Source organism: Streptomyces sp. NPDC019396, from assembly GCF_040632375.1.
Taxonomy (GTDB): domain Bacteria; phylum Actinomycetota; class Actinomycetes; order Streptomycetales; family Streptomycetaceae; genus Streptomyces.
In genome coordinates this window covers 222,842-243,511 of sequence record NZ_JBEYBS010000001.1, presented here as the reverse complement: position 1 = coordinate 243,511, position 20,670 = coordinate 222,842, and the positions used below count along the sequence as shown (strand labels likewise).

Genomic DNA, 20,670 nt, shown 5'->3' with positions numbered 1-20,670 from the left:
TTCTCGGGATTCACTCCATCATGTAACCTGCACGAAATTTCGCGAGGGCCAACGTCGTCCCTCGGCACTTGCACATGCCACGACGACGACGGGAGAGCCGATGCGTTCCGACGCCTGGTCGCCCATGGACGGTCGCCCCGCCCCGCAGGGGATGTACGACCCCCGTAACGAGCACGACGCCTGTGGCGTCGGGTTCGTGGCCACCCTCACCGGTGTAGCCAGCCATGAGCTGGTCGAACAGGCGCTGACCGTTCTGCGCAACCTGGAACACCGTGGCGCCACCGGCTCCGAGCCCGACTCGGGTGACGGCGCCGGAATCCTCCTCCAGGTCCCGGACGCGTTCTTCCGCGAGGTCGCCGGATTCGAGCTGCCCGAGGCCGGAGCGTACGCCGTCGGCACGGCCTTCATCCCCGAGTCGGGGGAGGACGAGGCCGTCTCACGTATCGAGACGATCGCCGCTGAGGAAGGGCTGACCGTCCTCGGCTGGCGCGAGGTCCCGGTCGCCCCCGAGCTTCTCGGTGCCACCGCCCGCTCGACCATGCCGGTCTTCCGACAGCTCTTCGTGAGCGCGGGCGCGAGCACCGGTATCGCCCTCGACCGCAAGGCGTTCGTGCTGCGCAAGCGCGCCGAACGCGAGGCCGGGGTGTACTTCCCGTCGCTCTCCGCCCGCACCATCGTCTACAAGGGCATGCTGACCACGGGCCAGCTCGAGCCCTTCTTCCCGGACCTGTCCGACCGCCGCCTCGCCACCGCCGTGGCCCTGGTCCACTCCCGGTTCTCCACCAACACCTTCCCGAGCTGGCCGCTCGCCCACCCGTACCGCTTCGTCGCCCACAACGGCGAGATCAACACGGTCAAGGGCAACCGCAACTGGATGCGCGCCCGTGAGTCCCAGCTGGCCAGCGAGCTCTTCGGGAACGGCGACCTGGAGCGGATCTTCCCGGTCTGCACCCCCGACGCCTCCGACTCCGCCTCCTTCGACGAGGTCCTGGAGCTGCTCCACCTCGGTGGCCGCTCGCTGCCGCACAGCGTGCTGATGATGGTCCCCGAGGCGTGGGAGAACCACGACTCCATGGACCCGGCCCGGCGCGCCTTCTACCAGTACCACTCCACGATGATGGAGCCCTGGGACGGCCCCGCCTGCGTCACCTTCACCGACGGCGTCCAGGTCGGTGCGGTGCTCGACCGCAACGGCCTGCGCCCCGGCCGCTACTGGGTCACCGACGACGGTCTCGTGGTGCTCTCCTCCGAGGTCGGCGTGCTCGACATCGATCCGGCCAAGGTCGTCCGCAAGGGTCGCCTCCAGCCCGGACGCATGTTCCTCGTGGACACCGCCGAGCACCGCATCATCGAGGACGACGAGATCAAGTCCGCCCTCGCGGCCGAGCAGCCGTACCAGGAGTGGCTGGAGGCCGGCGAGATCGAGCTCGAGGACCTCCCCGAGCGCGAGCACATCGTGCACACGCACGCCTCCGTCACCCGCCGCCAGCAGACCTTCGGCTACACCGAGGAGGAGCTGCGGGTCCTGCTCGCCCCGATGGCACGCGCCGGCGCCGAGCCGATCGGTTCCATGGGCACGGACTCCCCGATCGCCGCTCTCTCCGAGCGCCCCCGGCTGCTGTTCGACTACTTCACCCAGCTCTTCGCACAGGTCACCAACCCGCCGCTGGACGCGATCCGCGAGGAGCTCGTCACCTCGCTGCACTCCTCGCTCGGCCCAGAGGGCAACCTGCTGGACCCGAACGCGGCCTCCTGCCGCTCGGTCACGCTGCCCTTCCCGGTGATCGACAACGACGAGCTGGCCAAGCTCATCCACATCAACGCCGACGGCGACATGGCGGGTATGAAGGCCGCGACGCTCTCCGGCCTGTACCGGGTCTCCGGCGGCGGTGACGCCCTGGCCGCCCGCATCGAGGACATCTGCGCCGAGGTCGACGCCGCCATCGAGAGCGGCGTCCGGCTGATCGTGCTCTCCGACCGGCACTCCGACGCCGAGCACGCACCGATCCCGTCGCTGCTGCTCACCGCGGCCGTGCACCACCACCTGATCCGCACCAAGCAGCGCACCCAGGTGGGCCTGCTGGTCGAAGCCGGTGACGTCCGCGAGGTGCACCATGTCGCGCTGCTCATCGGCTACGGTGCCGCCGCCGTCAACCCGTACCTCGCGATGGAGTCGGTCGAGGACCTGCTGCGCGCCGGTACGTTCATCGAGGGCGTCGAGCCCGAGCAGGCCATCCGCAACCTGATCAAGGCGCTCGGCAAGGGCGTGCTCAAGGTCATGTCCAAGATGGGTATCTCGACCGTGGCGTCCTACCGCGGCGCGCAGGTCTTCGAGGCCGTCGGTCTCGACGAGGCCTTCGTCGACAGGTACTTCAACGGCACCGCCACCAAGATCGGCGGCGCCGGTCTCGACGTGGTCGCCAAGGAGGTCGCCGCCCGGCACGCCAAGGCGTACCCCGCCAGCGGTATCGCCCCGGCGCACCGCGCCCTGGAGATCGGCGGCGAGTACCAGTGGCGCCGCGAGGGCGAGCCCCACCTCTTCGACCCGGAGACCGTCTTCCGGCTCCAGCACGCCACGCGCGGCAGGCGCTACGACATCTTCAAGAAGTACACCGACCGGGTGAACGAGCAGTCCGAGCGGCTGATGACGCTCCGCGGCCTGTTCGGCTTCAAGTCCGGCCGCGAGCCGATCTCCATCGACGAGGTCGAGCCGGTCAGTGAGATCGTCAAGCGCTTCTCCACCGGCGCCATGTCGTATGGCTCCATCTCCAAGGAGGCGCACGAGACCCTCGCCATCGCCATGAACCAGCTGGGCGGCAAGTCCAACACCGGTGAGGGAGGCGAGGACCCGGACCGCCTGTACGACCCCGAGCGCAGGTCCGCCATCAAGCAGGTGGCGTCCGGCCGCTTCGGCGTCACCTCCGAGTACCTGGTCAACGCCGACGACATCCAGATCAAGATGGCCCAGGGCGCCAAGCCCGGCGAGGGCGGCCAGCTGCCCGGCCACAAGGTCTACCCGTGGGTGGCCAAGACCCGGCACTCCACCCCGGGCGTCGGCCTGATCTCCCCGCCGCCGCACCACGACATCTACTCCATCGAGGACCTGGCTCAGCTGATCCACGACCTCAAGAACGCCAACCCGGCCGCCCGGATCCACGTGAAGCTGGTGTCCGAGGTCGGTGTCGGCACGGTCGCCGCCGGCGTCTCCAAGGCGCACGCGGACGTGGTGCTGATCTCCGGCCACGACGGCGGCACCGGAGCGTCCCCGCTCACCTCGCTGAAGCACGCGGGCGGTCCCTGGGAGCTCGGCCTCGCCGAGACCCAGCAGACGCTGCTGCTCAACGGGCTGCGGGACCGGATCGTCGTGCAGACCGACGGCCAGCTGAAGACCGGTCGCGATGTCGTCATCGCCGCGCTCCTCGGCGCCGAGGAGTTCGGCTTCGCCACCGCGCCGCTCGTGGTCTCGGGCTGCATCATGATGCGCGTCTGCCACCTGGACACCTGCCCGGTCGGCATCGCCACCCAGAACCCGGTACTGCGCGAGCGCTACAGCGGCAAGGCCGAATTCGTCGTGAACTTCTTCGAGTTCATCGCCGAAGAGGTCCGCGAGCTGCTGGCCGAGCTGGGCTTCCGCACCCTGGAAGAGGCCGTCGGCCACGCCGAGCTGCTCGACACCTCCCAGGCCGTGACCCACTGGAAGGCCCAGGGCCTCGACCTGGCACCGCTGCTCCACGTGCCCGAGCTGCCCGAGGGCGCCGTGCGCCACCAGCTGATCGAGCAGGACCACGGCCTGGCGAAGGCCCTGGACAACGAACTGATCCGCCTGTCCGCCGACGCGCTGGCCGCTGCCAGCGCCGAGGAGGCCCAGCCGGTCCGCGCCCAGGTCGCGATCCGCAACATCAACCGGACCGTCGGCACCATGCTGGGTCACGAGGTGACGAAGAAGTTCGGTGGCGCGGGCCTGCCCGAGGACACCATCGACATCACCTTCACCGGCTCCGCCGGTCAGTCCTTCGGCGCGTTCCTGCCGCGCGGTGTCACGCTGCGCCTGGAGGGCGACGCCAACGACTACGTCGGCAAGGGGCTGTCCGGTGGCCGGGTCGTCGTCCGCCCCGACCGGGGCGCCGACCACCTGGCCGAGTACTCGACCATCGCGGGCAACACCATCGCCTACGGCGCCACCGGTGGCGAGCTGTTCGTGCGCGGCCGCACCGGCGAGCGCTTCTGCGTCCGCAACTCCGGTGCGCTGGTGGTCTCCGAAGGCGTCGGCGACCACGGCTGCGAGTACATGACCGGTGGCCACGCCGTCGTACTCGGCGAGACGGGGCGCAACTTCGCGGCCGGTATGTCCGGCGGTGTCGCGTACGTCATCGACCTCGACCGCGACAACGTCAACGTCGGCAACGCGGGCGCCGTCGAGGCGCTGGATGACACCGACAAGCAGTGGCTGCACGACGTCGTGCGCCGCCACCACGAGGAGACGGGCTCGACCGTCGCGGAGCGGCTGCTCGGCGAGTGGGCCGTTGCCGTGGAGCGCTTCAGCAAGATCATCCCGACCACGTACAAGGCAGTGCTCGCCGCCAAGGACGCCGCTGAGCTCGCCGGTCTCTCCGAGCGGGAGACCACCGAGAAGATGATGGAGGCGGCGACCAATGGCTGACCCCAAGGGCTTCCTGACCACCGGGCGTGAGGTCGCCGAGACCCGCCCCGTCGCCGAGCGCGTCAGGGACTGGAACGAGGTCTACGTCCCCGGTTCCCTGCTGCCGATCATCAGCAAGCAGGCCGGGCGCTGCATGGACTGCGGCATCCCGTTCTGTCACAACGGCTGCCCGCTCGGGAACCTGATCCCCGAGTGGAACGACTACGCCTACCGCGAGGACTGGCAGGCGGCGAGCGAGCGGCTGCACGCCACCAACAACTTCCCGGAGTTCACCGGACGGCTGTGCCCCGCCCCGTGCGAGGCGGCCTGCGTGCTCGGTATCAACCAGCCTGCCGTCACCATCAAGAACGTCGAAGTCTCCATCATCGACAAGGCGTGGGACGCCAACGACGTCAGGCCGCAGCCGCCGGAGCGGTTGTCCGGCAAGACGGCCGCCGTCATCGGCTCGGGCCCGGCGGGTCTCGCCGCCGCCCAGCAGCTCACCCGCGCCGGGCACACCGTGGTGGTGTACGAGCGCGCCGACCGCATCGGCGGGCTGCTGCGCTACGGCATCCCCGAGTTCAAGATGGAGAAGCGGCACATCAACCGCCGTATCGAGCAGATGCGCGCGGAGGGCACGAAGTTCCGCACCGGTATCGAGATCGGCCGCGATCTGAGCGCGACGGACCTGCGCAAGCGGTTCGACGCCGTCGTCATCGCCGCCGGCGCCACCACCGCCCGCGACCTGCCCGTGCCGGGCCGCGAGCTGAACGGCGTCCACCAGGCGATGGAGTACCTCCCCCTCGCCAACAAGGTGGTCGAGGGCGACTACGTGGCCCCGCCGATCACCGCCGAGGGCAAGCACGTCGTGGTCATCGGTGGTGGCGACACCGGCGCCGACTGCGTCGGCACCGCCCACCGGCAGGGCGCCGCGTCCGTCACCCAGCTGGAGATCATGCCCCGCCCGGGCGACGAGCGGAACGCGGGCCAGCCCTGGCCGACGTTCCCGATGCTCTACAAGGTGACCTCCGCGCACGAGGAGGGCGGCGAGCGGGTCTACTCCGTCTCCACCAGCCACTTCGAGGGCGACGAGGACGGCAACGTCCAGTTCCTGCACCTCATCGAGGTCGAGTTCGTGGACGGCAAACTGACCCAGAAGCCCGGCACCGAGCGCAGGATCCCCGCCCAGCTGGTCACCCTCGCCATGGGCTTCACCGGCACGGACGTCCAGAACGGCCTGGTCTCCCAGTTTGGCCTCGAGCTGGACGAGCGGGGTAACGTGTCCCGGGACGCGGACTTCGCGACCAACGTCGAAGGCGTCTTCGTCGCCGGTGACGCGGGCCGCGGCCAGTCCCTGATCGTCTGGGCCATCGCCGAGGGCCGCTCCGCCGCCCGCGGTGTGGACCGCTACCTCACGGGTGTGAGCGACCTCCCGGCCCCGATCCGTCCGACGGATCGCGCGCTGACGGTCTGACACATCCCCCATAGACGTCCCGTACAAAGGCGTGCGGAACTGGCACGGCGCCTGCCCCGTCCCCGACCGGACCTGGGCAGGCGCCGTGGTGTGCGGGGTCGGACATTGCGCAGTGGCCGGAGAACCGGTGGGGGATCAGCGGATCAGCGGATCCCCGTCGTCGACGTGGAACAGCCCCAGCTGCTCGAAGGGCTCGGCCTTCTCGTCCGTCTGGCGGTCGCGGAGCACGAACGTCGCTCTCTGCAGACTGAGGCCATACCCCTGATGGGCCTCCGTGATCACATAGGCGTCCATGACCCGGCCCACACGGGGATCCCAGAACCTGCGCGCGGACTGGTTGAACGCGATGTCACCATGGTCCGCGATCCACGCGGGAGCCTGGCGATAGGACCGGCGCAGATCCGGGCGCTCCAGGATGTCGCGCTCCAGCTCCCTCAGCCGCGGGTGATCCGGTAGCTGCTGGAGGGTTCCGGCGAAGTAGGCGAGGGTCGGCATGAACCAGTCCTCGAACCAGGCGTCCCTGTCTCCGGCGCCGAGTATCTGGTACGAGTCGGGGTGGAACAGGGTGTAGCGCATCGCGTTGCGGAACGGATGGGCGCTGACGTGCGGCCGCACGTGCCGGAAGATGTCCCGGTAGGTCTGGTTGAAGATCACGACGTCGACGCACTCCGTGTGGGCCATCGACAGGTGCCCCAGGCCGTTGATCAACTCCTGGTAGAGCGCCATGTCCGGCCTGCGGCGCAGCTCGCTCGCCAGCGGTGCCGGCGGGACCTTCCCCGTGAGCACGTACAGGTGCTTGCGGTTGTCACCGCTCATGTGGAGCGCCTCGGCGAGACGCTCCACCTCGTGCGTCTCGAGCCGGTAGGCGCGGGCCATCCAGTTCCGCAGCGACTTGGCGGAGATGCCGAGCCGGCCCGCCAACTCCTTCCAGGTGACCCCTTCGGCCTTGAGCAGCCGCTTCAGCAGCGCGACGATGACGGCGTTCTGCGCACGCGGCTCATCCGCCGCCAAGGCTTCCGGAGCGGAGAGTCCCAGGCCCCGGCGTGCGTTTCCGGTCAGGAGGCACAGGGCATGGCGGTCCGCTGCGTCCATCTCCAGCGCGTTGGCGAGCCGCTCGGTCTGGGCTGCCTGAAGCCGGTAGGCGTGCTTGAGCCAGTACCGCAGCGAGTTCGGCGCGATGCCCACCTCGCTCGCCAGCCGGTGCAGGGTCAGGCCCTTCGCTTTCACCAGCCGGTTGACCATCTGCGCCACCAGGGCGTTGCACGCCTCCGGCCCGGCCTCCACCGCCGCTTCCGCGTCCCGCCTCGGCGTGTGGATATGGGTCATCGCCCAGCACCTTCCCCCTGTGCCGACGTCATGTCAGCAGGCCCGCGGCCCGTCCTTACCCGGTCTCGAACACCCTACCGGCCGATACGTGCAGGTCACAGGCTCAGAGTGGTCGCCGGCCCGGAGGTGTTCGAGCTCTATGTCCCCCAACTTCGGTGCCCGCACGGCAAAAGGGGAAGGCTGCTTTCCCTTCACTGGCGCATCCCCGCGAACCGGCCATGATGGGAACCCGCCGCCGGCGGTCGCGACGAACGGCCCTACCGGGGCTGGGCGATGCATCGCGCAGGGCTGGGGTGCGGCACCCCTGGTCGCTTCCACACGGGGGTGGGAAGCGGCGGGGCCGGAGCGGGTACGGCCGCTCCGGTCGGGGGTGCCACGGTGCACACCCGGTGCCGCGTACCCAGCTCCCGGCACTGGACGACTGAGCGCGGGCGTACGCTGAGGGCTCCCCTGGCCAGCGCGGCGAAGGCGTCAACTCCCTTGCCGCGCTGGGCCAGGGGGTCACCGACACCGCGAACGGAGCGCACATGGCGGCCATCAGTCTGCGCAAGATGGAGGAGACCGCCCCGGCCCTCATCAGCCTCTACAAGAGCGCGGGCGTCTCGTTGCGGAAGCACGGGCTCAGCGGGCAGCGCGTGGCGGTCTACCTGGTCGTCGACTACTCGGGGTCGATGAAGCCGTACTACAGGGACGGCAGTGTCCAGGCCCTCGCCGACCGGGTGCTCGGGCTTTCGGCGAACCTGGACGACGACGGGCGGGTGCCCGTGGTGTTCTTCTCCACGGACATCGACGCGGAGACCGAGATCGCGCTCGCCGACCACGAAGGGCGCATCGACCGGATCGTCGCCGGGCTGGGGCACATGGGGAAGACCAGCTACCACCTGGCGATGGACGCGGTCATCGACCACTACCTGGACAGTGGAGCCACGGCACCCGCGCTGGTCGTGTTCCAGACCGACGGTGGGCCCATCAACAAGCTGGCCGCCGAACGGTATCTGTGCAAGGCGGCGAAACTGCCGATGTTCTGGCAGTTCATCGGCTTCGGTGACCCGGGCAGCAGGCAGTTCGACTTTCTGCGCAAGCTGGACGAGCTGGCCGTCCCGGCCAGGCGGCCCGTGGACAACGCGGGCTTCTTCCACGCGGGCCAGGACCCGCGCCGGGTGCCGGACGCGGAGTTGTACGACCAGCTGGTGTCGGAGTTTCCGGTGTGGCTGGAGAGCGCTCGGGAGATGGGCATCGTGCGATCCTGACCAGCACGGACGAGGCCGGAATTCAGGTGCGCCGTTCCGGCTCGCCATGTCAGGGTGGCGCGTATGACGACCTTGGTACGGCATGTGACGATCGACAGTTCCGACGCGTACGGACTGGCGACCTTCTGGGCGGGTGTGCTCGAGTGCTCCCTCAGCGACGAGGACCAGCCCGGTGACGAGGAAGCACTCGTGGAGGCGCCCGGGGTCGGCATTCTCTTCGTGACCGTGCCCGAGAAGAAGACCCAGAAGAACCGGGTGCACTTCGACCTCCAGCCGCAGGAGCGCAGCCGTGACGAGGAGGTCGGCCGGCTGCTGAAGCTCGGTGCCTCGCTCGTCGCCGACCGCCGCAACGCGGACGGAACCGGTTGGGTGACGCTCGCCGATCCCGAGGGGAACGAGTTCTGCGTGGAGCGGAGTGCCGCCGAGCGGAGTGCGGTGCGGGGGTGAGCGTCCAGGCCGCCGGACGCCTCGGTGGTGTCCGGGCCGCCGGCTGAAGCGCCGTAGGCTCCCGAAGGGCACCAGGGCTCGTCGCGGTTCCCCGCATCGGCGTAATCACGACAGCAGGTGTCGGGTATTCGCGCTTCGATGGGCTCATGACCTTCAGCTGGACTGACTTCCAGGCCGCGGAGCCTGACTTCGCCGCCACCGTGCAACAGCGCTTCGAGAAGCACACCCACCACATCCTCGCGACCCTCCGCAAGGACGGTTCGCCCCGGGTGACCGGGCTGGAGGTGAACTTCCGGTTCGGGGAGCTGTGGCTCGGGATGATGCCGAACTCCCGCAAGGCACTGGACCTGCTGCGCGATCCCCGGCTCGCCATCCATGCCAATCCCGGGGCCGATGCCTCCATGGAGGACGGGGACGTGCGCATCGCCGGGCGGGCGGTGGAGGTCACCGACCCCGAGCTGAAGGACCGGTTCCAGACCGAGGGCGGTGAGCCGCTGCCGTTCCATCTCTTCCGGGTCGAGCTCAGCGAGGCGGTGCGGACCGCCGTCGACGGCGACGAGCTGGTGCTCCAGAGCTGGCAGCCGGGACGGGAGCTGCGGACGATCCGGCGTGGGAACGACGACAGCCCGGCCCGCACGGTCCCGCACTGACGGACACGCCCGGGCGCCGCGCGTCAGCCGGACAGCACCGCCGCCCGGCACTGGGCCGGGTTGCCCCACGCGTCACGCAGCGGCCGGGCCTTGCGCAGCCACCACGCCAGATCCAGCTCCTCGGTATAGCCGATCGCGCCGTGCAGTTGGAGGGCGGTACGAGCCGCGGCATACGCGGCCTCGCCCGCCGCGACCTTCGCCGCCGCGATATCGGCGGGAGTCATGGTCAGCGCGGCGCCGAACACCAGGGGGCGGGCGAACTCAAGCGCGATGAGGGTGTCCGCCAGTCGGTGTTTGACGGCCTGGAACGAGCCGATCGCGGTGCCGAACTGGGTGCGCTGCTTGGCGTACGCGACCGTCCGGTCCAGCAACGCCAGTCCCACGCCCAGGCCTTGCGCCGCCGTGGCCAGCCTCGCCCAGCTCTCCGCCGCTCGCGCGGCGCGTGCCACGTCCGGACCGGCGGCCAGGAGTTCGCCGCCCGCGGCGGGCCGGGCCAGGCGGCGCGCCGGATCGGCGGAGGCGCGCACCGGGGCGTGGTGTCCGGGAGCGAGGTACAGCCTCGCGGAATCCTCGGTGCCGTCCTCGCCCCGGGTGACCACGAGTACGCAGTCGGCCATGTCCGCGTCCAGGACGTACGGGCCCGAACCCGGGAGTTTGAGCGTCGTCACCAGCTCGCCCGACGCGATCCCCGGCAGCAGCCGCTTCGCGGGGCCGGGGTCGCCGAGTCCCGCGAGCAGCACGGCACCGGCGGCCGTCTCCACCAGGGGGCCCGGCGCAGCGCGGCGGCCCAGTTCCATGAAGGCGAAGGACAGTTCGACGGGACGCTGCCCCAGGCCGTCGCATGCCTCGGGCACGGCCAGCGCGAAGACACCGGCGTCCGCCAGCCGGGTCCACAGGGCGCGCCCCGGGCCCGGGTCACCGGCGGCCCAGGACCGTATGGCCGAAGGTGTGTCCGCTGCCGTCAGCAGGGCGTCCAGTGAGCGGGTGAACGCCTGCTGCTCGTCGGTGGGCAGGAACCTCACAGAACGCCTCCTCTGTGCGCCGGGGGTGGGCGGTCAGCGGCGTCCTTTCGGGAGACCGAGCAGCCGCTCCGCGATGATGTCCCGCTGGATCTCGTTCGTTCCGGCGTAGATCGGACCGGCGAGCGAGAAGACATGGCCCTCCGCCCAGCCGCCGCCGGTCCCGTCCGGGTCGTCCGCCAACTCGCCGTCCCCGCCCAGCAGGTCGAGCGCCGTCTCGTGCAGCGCGATGTCGTACTCGGACCAGAACACCTTGTTCGCGCTGGCCTCGGCGCCGATCGCGGCGCCCGCGGCGAAGCGGGACGCGTGGACACAGGTGAAGAGCTGGTACGCGCGAGCCCCGATCACCGCGTCCGCCACCCGGTCCCGCATCGCGGTGTCGGCGCGGTCGCCCACCGCGCGCCACAGCTCCACCAGCCTGTTCGCGGCGGCGAGGAAGCGGCCGGGGGAGCGCAGCGTCAGACCGCGTTCGCTGCCGGTGGCCGACATGGCGATACGCCAGCCGTCGCCGGGCGCACCGATCACGTCCTCGTCCGGTGCGAACACCTCGTCCAGGAACAGCTCGGCGAAGGCGGGCCTGCCGTCGAGGCGGCCGATCGGGCGGACCGTGACCCCCGGCGCCCGCAGGTCGAACATCAGATACGTCAGCCCCCGGTGCGGCCGGTCCGCGTCCGGGTCGGTGCGGAAGATCCCGAAGGCGCGGTCCGCGAAGGCGGCGCGCGACGACCAGGTCTTCTGGCCCGAGAGCAGCCAGCCGCCGTCCGTGCGCACCGCGCGGGACCGAAGGGATGCCAGGTCGGAGCCGGCCTCGGGCTCGGACCAGGCCTGCGCCCAGATCACCTCGCCGCTCGCCATGGGCGGCAGGATCCGTGCCCGCTGCTCCCCGGTGCCATGGGCGAAGAGCGTGGGGGCGAGCAGGTTGATCCCGTTCTGCGAGACCCGGCCGGGTGCGCCCGCCGCGTAGTACTCCTCCTCGAACACCAGCCAGCGGAAGATGTCGACACCACGGCCTCCGTAGACCTCCGGCCAGGACACCACCGACCAGCGGTCTGCATGCAGCACCGCCTCCCACTCCCGGTGCGCCGCGAAGCCCTCCGCCGTCTCCAGCGAGGGCAGCGCGCGGGCGGGGACATGGGCGCGCAACCAGTCGCGGGCGAGGGCCCGGAAGGCGGTCTCGTCTTCCGAGGGGGTCAGGTCCATGGGGTGCCCGCTTCCGTCGAAGGCATCGAAGACATCGAAGGCGTTCCCTAACAAGTGTTTGGTAGGTTAACGTGCTGATGTGACGGACAACAAGGCTCAGTACGTTCCGGGGCACGCCCTGCTGGCCGGCCGCAGCGCCGTCATCACCGCCGCCGCCGGAGCCGGGATCGGCGGGGCCACCGCCCGCCGCTTCCTGGAAGAGGGCGCGCTGGTGCTGATCAGCGACGCCCATGCGCGCAGGCTCAAGGAGACCGAGGAGGAGCTCGCCGGGGAGTTCGGGGCCGACGCCGTCGCCTCGCTGCCCTGCGACGTCACCGACGAGGCCGCCGTACGAGACCTGTTCGCCGAGACCGTACGGCTGCACGGGAGCCTCGATCTCGTCGTCAACAACGCGGGGCTCGGCGGTACGGCACCGCTCGTGGACATGACCGACGAGCAGTGGACCCGCGTCCTGGACGTGACGCTGAACGGCACCTTCCGCTGCACGCGCGCCGCCCTGCGTGCCTTCCGGGACGGCGGCCGGGGCGGCGCCATCGTCAACAACGCCTCCGTCGTGGGCTGGCGTGCCCAGACCGGCCAGGCCCACTACGCCGCCGCCAAGGCTGGTGTCATGGCCCTCACCCGGTGTGCGGCGCTCGAAGCCGCCGCCTACGGGGTCCGGGTCAACGCCGTCTCGCCGAGCCTCGCCATGCACCCGCACCTGGCGAAGGTCACCTCGTCCGAGCTGCTCGCCGAGCTCACCGGGAAGGAGGCCTTCGGGCGGTACGCCGAGCCCTGGGAGGTCGCCAACGTGATCGTCTTCCTCGCCAGCGGCTACTCCTCGTACATGACCGGCGAGACGGTCTCCGTGAGCTCCCAGCACGCGTGAACACAGGCGGACGAGAATGGACAGGTGCCTACCACCAAGAAGAAGACCCAGGTGACCGCCTCTCCCGCGCGGCGCCGTGAACTCCTCGACACCGCCGCCGAGGTGTTCGCCGCCCAGGGGTACAACGCCACCACCGTCCGCAGGATCGCGGACGAGGCCGGGATGCTCGCGGGCAGCCTCTACTACCACTTCGACTCCAAGGAGTCGATGCTGGACGAGATCCTCTCGACCTTCCTCGACGAGCTCTGGGCCGGATACGACGCCGTACTCGGCGCAGATCTCGGGCCGCGGGAGACCATCGAGGCGCTCGTCACCGAGTCCTTCCGGGAGATCGACCGGCACCGCGCCGCCGTCGCGATCTACCAGAAGGAGTCGAAGCACCTCTCCGTGCAGCCCCGCTTCCACTATCTCGCCGACTCCCAGCGGAAGTTCGAGAAGGCCTGGCTGGGGACCCTGGAGCGCGGGGTCCAGGCCGGGGTCTTCCGCGACGACCTGGACATCCGGCTCACCTACCGGTTCGTCCGCGACACGGTGTGGGTCGCGGCGTCCTGGTACCGGCCGGGCGGCGGGCACAGCCCGGACGAGATCGCCCGCCAGTACCTGTCGATGGTGCTGGACGGGATCTCCGTACGACGACCCTGATTCCGTACGACCCCGAGGAGCAGCCATGGCCGAGGCCTACATCGTCGAAGCGGTCCGCACCCCGGTGGGGCGGCGCAAGGGGGGCCTCGCGGCCGTGCATCCCGCCGACCTGGGCGCACACGTCCTCACGGCCCTGGTCTCCCGCTCCGGGATCGACCCGGCCGCCGTGGAGGACGTGGTCTTCGGCTGCCTGGACACGGTCGGCCCGCAGGCCGGGGACATCGCCCGCACCTGCTGGCTGGCCGCCGGCCTGCCGGAGGAGGTGCCCGGTGTGACCGTCGACCGCCAGTGCGGCTCCTCCCAGCAGGCCGTGCACTTCGCCGCGCAGGGAGTGCTGTCCGGCACCCAGGACCTGGTGGTCGCCGGCGGCGTGCAGAACATGTCGCAGATACCCATCGCCTTCGCCTCCCGTCAGGCCGCCGAACCGCTGGGCCTCACCGAGGGCCCCTTCCACGGCTCGCGGGGCTGGCGGGCACGCTACGGCGACGCGCCCGTCAACCAGTTCCACGGAGCCGAACTCATCGCGCGCCACTGGGGCATCTCGCGCGGCGACATGGAGGAGTTCGCACTGCGCTCCCATCAGCGGGCCATCCGGGCGATCGACGAGGGCCGCTTCGCGCGCGAGATCGTCCCGTACGGCGAGCTGGCCGTGGACGAGGGCCCCCGGCGTGACACCTCCCCGGAGAAGATGGCCGCCCTCCGGCCCGTCGTGGAAGGCGGCACGATCACCGCAGCCTGCTCCTCGCAGGTGTCGGACGGAGCCGCCGCGATGCTGCTGGCGAGCGAGCAGGGGGTGCGGACCCACGGGCTGACCCCGCGTGCGCGTGTCCACCATCTCTCCGTGCGCGGGGAAGACCCCATCCGGATGCTCTCGGCCCCCATCCCGGCGACCGCCCGCGCGCTGACCAGGACGGGCCTGTCCATCGACGACATCGACCTCGTGGAGATCAACGAGGCCTTCGCGCCCGTCGTCCTCGCCTGGCTCAAGGAGACCGGAGCGGACCCGGCCCGCGTCAACGTCAACGGCGGCGCCATCGCCCTAGGGCATCCGCTGGGTGCGACGGGGGTCAGGTTGATGACGACGCTGCTGCACGAACTGGAGCGCACGGGCGGGAGGTACGGGCTTCAGACCATGTGCGAGGGCGGTGGCCAGGCGAATGTGACGGTCATCGAGCGGCTGTGACGTCATCGGGCCGCTGTGGTGGTTCGCTGCCGGCGCTGGACGCAGCCAGGCCGGGGTAGGCGGGCCGTGGTCGGCTACGGCCGTGTTCCGGTCGCGCTGACCATGGTTTCGGCGGGTCGCGGCCACGGTTGCGCACGATTCCGAGGCCGGGTGTGCTACTGTCCCAGCGTTGCAGTTTTGGTACCCATGAACTTTATGTGCGCCTGACGGGAAATGTTCGTCGGGCGCATTTTTGTTTTCCGGAGTTTCCGGATGGGGCTGCTCGACCTGATCAGGAGAAAAGTTATGGCCACCGGCACCGTGAAGTGGTTCAACTCGGAAAAGGGCTTCGGTTTCATCGCGCAGGACGGCGGCGGCCCCGACGTCTTCGCCCACTACTCGAACATCGCCACTTCGGGCTTCCGTGAGCTCCAGGAGGGCCAGAAGGTCTCCTTCGACCTCACCCAGGGCCAGAAGGGCCCGCAGGCGGAGAACATCCTCCCCGCCTGACACCCAGAGCGCCCAGGCCCCTCTCGGGGACTGGAGCCGCATCAGGCAACGTTCGCCCCGCCGGGCAGACACCGCCTGCCGCGGCCCTTGCTCGCAGCCGGGACCCGCGCCGCCATGGCGCGGGTCCCGGTTTGTGCTGTTCATGAGGTCCAGGAAGGTAATCCCGATGACTCGTATCGAACGCCCCGGTGCCGGCCAGGCACGCAAGGGTCCGTCGCAATCCCGCGGAAGGGCAGCCGTGAGGACTTCGGGGAAGCCCTCCGCGAGGACTTCCCCGAAGTCCCCCGCCCGTGGCGGAGGCCCTGCCGGGGAGTTCGCCCTCCCCGAGACCGTCACACCGGCGCTGCCCCCGGTCCAGGCGTTCGCCGAGCTCGACATGCCGGCGGCCCTGCTGAAGACCCTTGCCGCACAGGGCGTGACCGACCCCTTCCCCATCCAGGCGGCGACCCTGCCGAACTCCCTCGCCGGCCGTGACCTCCTCGGCCGCGGGCGAACCGGGTCGGGGAAGACCCTCTCCTTCGGCCTGTCGCTGCTGGCCCGCACCGCCGGCCGGCGTGCCGAGTCCGGTGCGCCGCTCGCCCTGGTGCTCGTTCCCACGCGTGAGCTCGCGCAGCAGGTCGCCGACGCCCTCACCCCGTACGCGACGGCCGTCAATCTGCGGCTGACGACGGTGGTCGGAGGGATGTCGATCACCAAGCAGGCCGGCTCGCTCCGCAGGGGTGCCGAGGTGCTGGTGGCGACACCCGGACGGCTGAAGGACCTCATCGAACGCGGCGACTGCCGGCTGGACCAGGTCGCGATCACCGTGCTGGACGAGGCCGACCAGATGGCCGACATGGGCTTCATGCCGCAGGTCACCGCGCTGCTGAAGCAGGTCGAACCGGACGGTCAGCGGTTGCTGTTCTCCGCCACCCTGGACCGCAACATCGACCGGCTGGTCAAGCAGTTCCTCAGCGACCCCGTGGTGCACTCGGTGGATCCGTCCGCCGGCGCCGTCACCACCATGGACCACCACGTCCTGTACATCGCCGACGAGACGGACAAGAAGGCGGTCACCACGCGCATAGCGGCTCGTGACGGCCGGGTCATCCTCTTCCTGGACACCAAGCGGTCCGTGGACCGGCTGGTGAAGCGGCTGCTCGCCAGCGGAGTGCGGGCGGCCGGACTGCACGGAGGGCGCTCGCAGCCTCAGCGCAACCGCACCCTCGACCAGTTCAAGAGCGGTCATGTCACGGCGCTGGTGGCGACCAACGTGGCGGCCCGCGGCATCCACGTCGACGACCTGGACCTCGTCGTGAACGTCGACCCGCCGACGGACCACAAGGACTATCTGCACCGGGGCGGGCGCACCGCGCGGGCCGGCGAGTCCGGCAGCGTCGTGACGCTGGTGCTGCCGGAGCAGAAGCGCGAGATGACCCGGCTCATGTCGGACGCGGGGATCAGCCCGCGGACGGCCAGGGTGAAGTCCAGTGACGAGGAACTCGCCCGGCTGACCGGTGCTCGCGAGCCGTCCGGTGTCGCGGTCACGATCGACGTACCGCAGCCGCAGCAGCCGGCCGACTCGTCGCGGCCGAAGCGCAGGCGTGGGCGGAGCGCCGGCGCCCGCCCCCAGGCGGAGAGCGGTCAGACGGGCCGTGGCCAGGGAAGCGGCGCGACCCGCGCCAAGGCGGCCAGTGGTCAGGCGGGTCGTGGCCAGGGGAGTGGTGCCCCCCGCACCCAGGCGGGAAGCGGTCAGGCAGGACGCGGCCGGGCGGGGCGTGCCGAAGGCGGGCACGCCCAGGGCAGGAGCCGTGCGGCCGGTGCCACCCGGGGCGGTGGCGGTGGCGGAGGCAGGCGGTCCGCCGCCAGGTAGCTCCAAGGGGTGACTCCGGCCCGTGGTGCACCGGAACCGGTAGCTCCATCGGGTGATTCCGGCACGGGGTGCACACCGGAACGCCGGCCCGCGCGGGCCGGACGCGAGTTCCGCCGCTGACCGGCGTCCGGGCCCGGGGCCGCGATCACGTCGCGGAACCCCCTACGGGGCAGGGGAACCGGTGGACCGGACCGTCGGGGGCAGGGCGCGGAGCGCCTGTGCGGCCTCGCGCATCACCCGGTCCACGAGTTCCGCGCAGCTGGGCAGGTCCTCGATCAGCCCCGCCACCTGTCCGGAGGCCATGATGCCGAGGTCGGTGCGCCCCTCGACCATGGAGGCCTTCAGCAGCATCGGGGTGTTCGCGGCCAGCAGGACCTGGCTCCACGACAGGTCCTTGCCGTGCCGCATCGCGCGTCCGTCGTGCAGCATCGCGGCCCAGGAGAGCCCGGAGAGCCGGCGGAATCCGGCGGCCCTGCGGAGGGCGTGCAGCAGCGTGCGGATGCGGCCGTGCCGCTCCAGCGCCGCCACGAGATCGGTGCGCAGCATCCGGTGCGGCAACCCGTCGACGGCGGCCGTGACGGTGATGTCCCTCACCGTGGCCGCCAGATAGCGGGCCTTGACGGCATCAGGGACCGTCGAGTCGCTGGTGAGGAGGAAGCGGGTCCCCATGGCGATGCCCGCCGCCCCGTACGCCAGCGCCGCCACCAGGCCCCGCCCGTCGTGGAATCCGCCCGCCGCGATCACCGGGATGTCCACGGCGTCCACCACCTGGGGGAGCAGCACGGTCGTGGCGACCTCGCCGGTGTGCCCGCCGCCCTCGCCGCCCTGCACGATCACCGCGTCCGCGCCCCAGGCCGCGACCTTCTCGGCATGGCGGCGGGCTCCGATGGACGGGATCACCACGACACCCGCGTCCTTCAGCTCGGAGATGAGCGCGCGTGAGGGAGCGAGGGCGAACGAGGCGACGCGTACACCCTCCTCGACGATGATCCGCACCCGTTCCCGGGCATCCCCCGCATCGGCGCGCAGATTGACGCCGAAGGGCGCGTCCGTACGGGACCTGACCTCGCGCACGGCGTGCCGGAGCTGCTCCGTGGTCATGGTCGCGGACGCCAGGATGCCCAGTGCCCCGGCCCGGGCCGTCGCCGACACCAGCCGGGGGCCCGAGACCCAGCCCATCCCGGTCTGGACGATGGGGTGCTCGACCCCGGTGAGCCGGGTGAGCGCCGTCTCGATCCGGGTCATCAGCCGCGCACCTCGCGCTCACGGGCTCCGGCCGGGTCGATGACCTCGCGGACCAGCCGCAGCTCCGCGGTGGTCGGTTCGCGGGTGCACGGCACGTCGTCACCGGTCACGAGGGGGAAGCCGGTCGACTCCCGGACCTGTTCGACGGTCACCCCGGGATGCACGGACACCAGCCGCATCGAGTGGTCCGGGGTCTCGAAGTCGAAGACACCGAGATCCGAGACGACCCGCGGGATGCGGTGGAACCGGGTCGCGGAGTCACCGGCGGCGGCGGCGTTGTCGTAGCCGACCCCGCTGACCATGTCGACCTTCTCGACGAAGACCCGCCGCGAATGCCGGGGGATCCAGTAACTCACCGGATTGTTGAGGGTGTTGACCGGGGCTCCGCGCACGCCGAGCAGCTGCCGTGCCGGGCGGTTCCATGCGCCGATGCAGGAGATGTTCTGGTTGCCGTACCGGTCGATCTGGCTCGCGCCCATCATCACGTGCCGTCTGCCACCGGTGACCATGGTCAGGTGGCGGCGGTAGGGCAGCCAGCCCTCGACCGTGCCGTCGGGGGCGACGAGCATCGCCTCGCCGTCCGTCAGCAGCAGATCGGGGGAGAAGGTGTGCCGGGCGAGGCGGGCACCGATGGAGGGGATCAGACCCATCGGACTGGCCAGCACCTCACCGCCGCCGCGCCAGGCATCGGCGCAGGCGACGACACAGAAGTCGGCCCGGGTGGCCTCGATGTGCGGAGCGGGATCCCTCATCGCCGCTGTTCCTCCTCGCGCCAGGCCCGTACCGCCGAGTGGTAGGACTGCTCGTCGGGACCGGACAGGAACCGCTCGGCGAAGTCGTGCCAGGGGGTGCTCGCGTACAGCTTCTGGAAGGCCTCGTCGCGCCCGTAGTCAGGGGCGCAGGAGGTGAAGTGCGCGCCGTGCGGGGTCTCCACGACGCCGGTGACGCTGTGGCGGCCGATCAGCAGGGTCTGCGGGGCGGCGTCCTTGGTCAGCTCAGCCGTGTCGACCAGCCGCTCGCAGGAGACGTACGCCTCGTCCGCTGCCTCGCAGAAGAGGTCGTCGAAGTACGGGTCGGGGCCCAGATACTGGCCGTTGCCGATCCGGTCGGCCCGGTTCATGTGCACCAGCGCGGCGTCGAGGCGCAGCGCGGGCACGGCGACGAGCTCCTCGCCGTCCTCGTACGGCGAAGTCACCGTCCTCAGCTCGGGGTTGACCCGCAGCACGTCCGAACCGAGGCCCGCGCGCACGGGCAGGAACGGCAGTCGGTTCACGGCCGCGTGCAGGCCCCACATGAACATCGCCTCGTCCAGCTCCGTCATCCGCAGGGTGCCGCCCTCGCGGGCGGCACGGAAGTGCGGCTCGAGCGGGATCGAGTCCAGCGTGGCGAAGGGGGCGACGAGCCGGCGGATCCGGCCCGCGGCGGCCAGCAGCCCGACATCGGGCCCGCCGTAGGAGACCACCGTCAGATCGGTGATCGTGGACCGGAGCAGTGCTCTGACCAGGGCCATCGGCTTTCGGCGGGAGCCCCAGCCGCCGATGCCGACGGTCATTCCGCTGCTCAGCCGGGAGACCGCCTCGTCCGGCGTCATGGTCTTGTCGGTCATGCCTCCGTTTCCCCTTCCGTTTCCTGCCCGAACGTGTCCCGTACCCGCGCGGCGGTGCCGCTGAGGCCCGCCTCGAAGGTGAACCCCTGCTCGAAGCGGTAGCTGCGGCGTACGTCGACGGGATCGATGCCGTTGATGGCGGCCTTGGCCAGCCGGATGAGCCGGCCGTCCTTCCGGGCGATCTCGCGGGCCAGCTCCAGCGCCGCGTCCCGTAGTGCCTCGCGCGGTACGACCCTCCATACCGATCCATGACCCAGCAGCTCGGTGGCGGTCACCGTGCGCGAGGTGTAGTACAGCGCCCGCATCAGATGCTGGGGCACCAGCCGGGCGAGATGCGTGGCGGCGCCCAGTGCGCCCCGGTCCAGCTCCGGCAGACCGAACGTGGCGTCGTCGGATGCCACGATCGCGTCGGCGTTGCCCGCGAGCCCGATCCCGCCGCCGAGGCAGAAGCCGTGTACGGCGGCGACCACCGGCACCTCGCACTCGTAGACCGCCGCGAACGCCTCGTAGCAGCCGTGGTTGGCGCCGATCAGGGCCGCATGGCCGGTGTCGCGCTGCAACTCCTTGATGTCCACACCCGCGTTGAAGCCGCGGCCCCCGGCGGCCAGCACCACACAGCGGATCTCCGGGTCGCGTCCCGCGGCCCGTACGGCGTCGGCGAGGTCGTACCAGCCCTGTACGGGAAGGGCGTTGACGGGTGGGAAGTCGGTCGTGACGACGGATATGCCCTTCTCGGGGCTTGCGGTGGAGACACCCATGAGCCGATCAGCTACCTTTCCA

Annotated in this window: 17 protein-coding genes; 10 read left to right on the top strand and 7 right to left on the bottom strand. The window is 70.8% G+C overall.

Features of this window, described 5'->3' with window-relative positions:
• Positions 1 to 100 precede the first annotated feature (100 nt).
• Complete coding sequence (gltB, locus tag ABZ532_RS01120; protein ID WP_361278231.1) at positions 101 to 4,660, top strand: glutamate synthase large subunit; 4,560 nt, start codon at positions 101 to 103, stop codon at positions 4,658 to 4,660.
• Positions 4,653 to 6,113, top strand: a complete 1,461-nt coding sequence (locus ABZ532_RS01115) for a glutamate synthase subunit beta (RefSeq protein WP_361278229.1) — start codon at positions 4,653 to 4,655, stop codon at positions 6,111 to 6,113. The genes gltB and ABZ532_RS01115 overlap by 8 nt, the downstream gene beginning before the upstream one ends.
• A gap of 135 nt (positions 6,114 to 6,248) precedes the next feature.
• Here ABZ532_RS01115 and ABZ532_RS01110 read toward each other — a convergent pair whose 3' ends face one another.
• A complete protein-coding gene (locus tag ABZ532_RS01110; protein ID WP_361278227.1) occupies positions 6,249 to 7,439 on the bottom strand; it encodes a helix-turn-helix transcriptional regulator in 1,191 nt (396 codons plus the stop codon).
• Between the two features lie 527 nt (positions 7,440 to 7,966).
• On the opposite strand from ABZ532_RS01110, the gene ABZ532_RS01105 reads away from it, so the two are divergent.
• From ABZ532_RS01105 to ABZ532_RS01095, 3 genes are all read left to right on the top strand, one after another.
• A complete protein-coding gene (locus ABZ532_RS01105; protein ID WP_361278225.1) occupies positions 7,967 to 8,689 on the top strand; it encodes a VWA domain-containing protein in 723 nt (240 codons plus the stop codon).
• A 63-nt stretch (positions 8,690 to 8,752) separates the two neighbouring features.
• The gene (locus ABZ532_RS01100; RefSeq protein WP_361278223.1) at positions 8,753 to 9,136 is read left to right on the top strand and encodes a VOC family protein; all 384 of its coding nucleotides are present in this window, start codon (positions 8,753 to 8,755) and stop codon (positions 9,134 to 9,136) included.
• 146 nt (positions 9,137 to 9,282) lie between these two features.
• Positions 9,283 to 9,786: a pyridoxamine 5'-phosphate oxidase family protein gene (locus ABZ532_RS01095; protein ID WP_361278221.1), complete on the top strand. Its 504-nt coding sequence runs from the start codon at positions 9,283 to 9,285 to the stop codon at positions 9,784 to 9,786.
• A gap of 23 nt (positions 9,787 to 9,809) precedes the next feature.
• On the opposite strand, the gene ABZ532_RS01090 is transcribed toward ABZ532_RS01095, so the two are convergent.
• Together ABZ532_RS01090 and ABZ532_RS01085 are read right to left on the bottom strand one after the other, a co-directional pair.
• A complete protein-coding gene (locus tag ABZ532_RS01090) occupies positions 9,810 to 10,808 on the bottom strand; it encodes an acyl-CoA dehydrogenase family protein (protein ID WP_361278219.1) in 999 nt (332 codons plus the stop codon).
• A 33-nt stretch (positions 10,809 to 10,841) separates the two neighbouring features.
• Complete coding sequence (locus ABZ532_RS01085; protein ID WP_361278218.1) at positions 10,842 to 12,005, bottom strand: acyl-CoA dehydrogenase family protein; 1,164 nt, start codon at positions 12,003 to 12,005, stop codon at positions 10,842 to 10,844.
• A 79-nt stretch (positions 12,006 to 12,084) separates the two neighbouring features.
• On the opposite strand from ABZ532_RS01085, the gene ABZ532_RS01080 reads away from it, so the two are divergent.
• The 5 genes from ABZ532_RS01080 to ABZ532_RS01060 all read left to right on the top strand — a co-directional run bounded on the left by ABZ532_RS01080 (position 12,085) and on the right by ABZ532_RS01060 (position 17,039).
• Positions 12,085 to 12,873, top strand: coding sequence for an SDR family oxidoreductase (locus tag ABZ532_RS01080; protein WP_361278216.1), 789 nt, complete (start codon positions 12,085 to 12,087; stop codon positions 12,871 to 12,873).
• A gap of 24 nt (positions 12,874 to 12,897) precedes the next feature.
• Complete coding sequence (locus ABZ532_RS01075) at positions 12,898 to 13,515, top strand: TetR/AcrR family transcriptional regulator (protein WP_361278214.1); 618 nt, start codon at positions 12,898 to 12,900, stop codon at positions 13,513 to 13,515.
• A 25-nt stretch (positions 13,516 to 13,540) separates the two neighbouring features.
• Entirely contained in the window at positions 13,541 to 14,698 is a 1,158-nt protein-coding gene (locus tag ABZ532_RS01070) for an acetyl-CoA C-acetyltransferase (protein ID WP_361278212.1), read from the top strand.
• Positions 14,699 to 14,983: 285 nt separating this feature from the next.
• Positions 14,984 to 15,187: a cold-shock protein gene (locus ABZ532_RS01065; protein ID WP_361278210.1), complete on the top strand. Its 204-nt coding sequence runs from the start codon at positions 14,984 to 14,986 to the stop codon at positions 15,185 to 15,187.
• A 166-nt stretch (positions 15,188 to 15,353) separates the two neighbouring features.
• Positions 15,354 to 17,039 (top strand): DEAD/DEAH box helicase, encoded by a 1,686-nt coding sequence (locus tag ABZ532_RS01060; RefSeq protein WP_361278208.1) that lies wholly within the window; start codon positions 15,354 to 15,356, stop codon positions 17,037 to 17,039.
• Positions 17,040 to 17,201: 162 nt separating this feature from the next.
• On the opposite strand, the gene ABZ532_RS01055 is transcribed toward ABZ532_RS01060, so the two are convergent.
• Genes ABZ532_RS01055 through ABZ532_RS01040 form a run of 4 tightly spaced genes read right to left on the bottom strand, consistent with a single transcriptional unit; the run spans position 17,202 to position 20,648 of the window.
• Positions 17,202 to 18,275, bottom strand: coding sequence for a nitronate monooxygenase (locus tag ABZ532_RS01055; protein ID WP_361278646.1), 1,074 nt, complete (start codon positions 18,273 to 18,275; stop codon positions 17,202 to 17,204).
• 8 nt (positions 18,276 to 18,283) lie between these two features.
• Entirely contained in the window at positions 18,284 to 19,036 is a 753-nt protein-coding gene (locus ABZ532_RS01050; protein ID WP_361278206.1) for a CoA-transferase, read from the bottom strand.
• On the bottom strand, positions 19,033 to 19,890 hold the full coding sequence (locus ABZ532_RS01045; RefSeq protein ID WP_361278204.1) for a CoA-transferase: 858 nt from the start codon (positions 19,888 to 19,890) through the stop codon (positions 19,033 to 19,035). Before ABZ532_RS01045 ends, ABZ532_RS01050 begins: the two co-directional genes overlap by 4 nt.
• The gene (locus tag ABZ532_RS01040) at positions 19,887 to 20,648 is read right to left on the bottom strand and encodes an enoyl-CoA hydratase family protein (RefSeq protein ID WP_361278202.1); all 762 of its coding nucleotides are present in this window, start codon (positions 20,646 to 20,648) and stop codon (positions 19,887 to 19,889) included. Before ABZ532_RS01040 ends, ABZ532_RS01045 begins: the two co-directional genes overlap by 4 nt.
• Positions 20,649 to 20,670: the final 22 nt, after the last annotated feature.

What these genes read in the sequence shown, in the direction of transcription:
- ABZ532_RS01085 (WP_361278218.1), bottom strand. Translation starts at nt 12,005, where the DNA reads ATGGACCTGACCCCCTCGGAAGACGAGACCGCCTTCCGGGCCCTCGCC.
- gltB (WP_361278231.1), top strand. Translation starts at nt 101, where the DNA reads ATGCGTTCCGACGCCTGGTCGCCCATGGACGGTCGCCCCGCCCCGCAG.
- ABZ532_RS01060 (WP_361278208.1), top strand. Translation starts at nt 15,354, where the DNA reads ATGACTCGTATCGAACGCCCCGGTGCCGGCCAGGCACGCAAGGGTCCG.
- ABZ532_RS01095 (WP_361278221.1), top strand. Translation starts at nt 9,283, where the DNA reads ATGACCTTCAGCTGGACTGACTTCCAGGCCGCGGAGCCTGACTTCGCC.
- ABZ532_RS01065 (WP_361278210.1), top strand. Translation starts at nt 14,984, where the DNA reads ATGGCCACCGGCACCGTGAAGTGGTTCAACTCGGAAAAGGGCTTCGGT.
- ABZ532_RS01040 (WP_361278202.1), bottom strand. Translation starts at nt 20,648, where the DNA reads ATGGGTGTCTCCACCGCAAGCCCCGAGAAGGGCATATCCGTCGTCACG.
- ABZ532_RS01100 (WP_361278223.1), top strand. Translation starts at nt 8,753, where the DNA reads ATGACGACCTTGGTACGGCATGTGACGATCGACAGTTCCGACGCGTAC.
- ABZ532_RS01050 (WP_361278206.1), bottom strand. Translation starts at nt 19,036, where the DNA reads ATGAGGGATCCCGCTCCGCACATCGAGGCCACCCGGGCCGACTTCTGT.
- ABZ532_RS01110 (WP_361278227.1), bottom strand. Translation starts at nt 7,439, where the DNA reads ATGACCCATATCCACACGCCGAGGCGGGACGCGGAAGCGGCGGTGGAG.
- ABZ532_RS01115 (WP_361278229.1), top strand. Translation starts at nt 4,653, where the DNA reads ATGGCTGACCCCAAGGGCTTCCTGACCACCGGGCGTGAGGTCGCCGAG.
- ABZ532_RS01070 (WP_361278212.1), top strand. Translation starts at nt 13,541, where the DNA reads ATGGCCGAGGCCTACATCGTCGAAGCGGTCCGCACCCCGGTGGGGCGG.
- ABZ532_RS01105 (WP_361278225.1), top strand. Translation starts at nt 7,967, where the DNA reads ATGGCGGCCATCAGTCTGCGCAAGATGGAGGAGACCGCCCCGGCCCTC.
- ABZ532_RS01045 (WP_361278204.1), bottom strand. Translation starts at nt 19,890, where the DNA reads ATGACCGACAAGACCATGACGCCGGACGAGGCGGTCTCCCGGCTGAGC.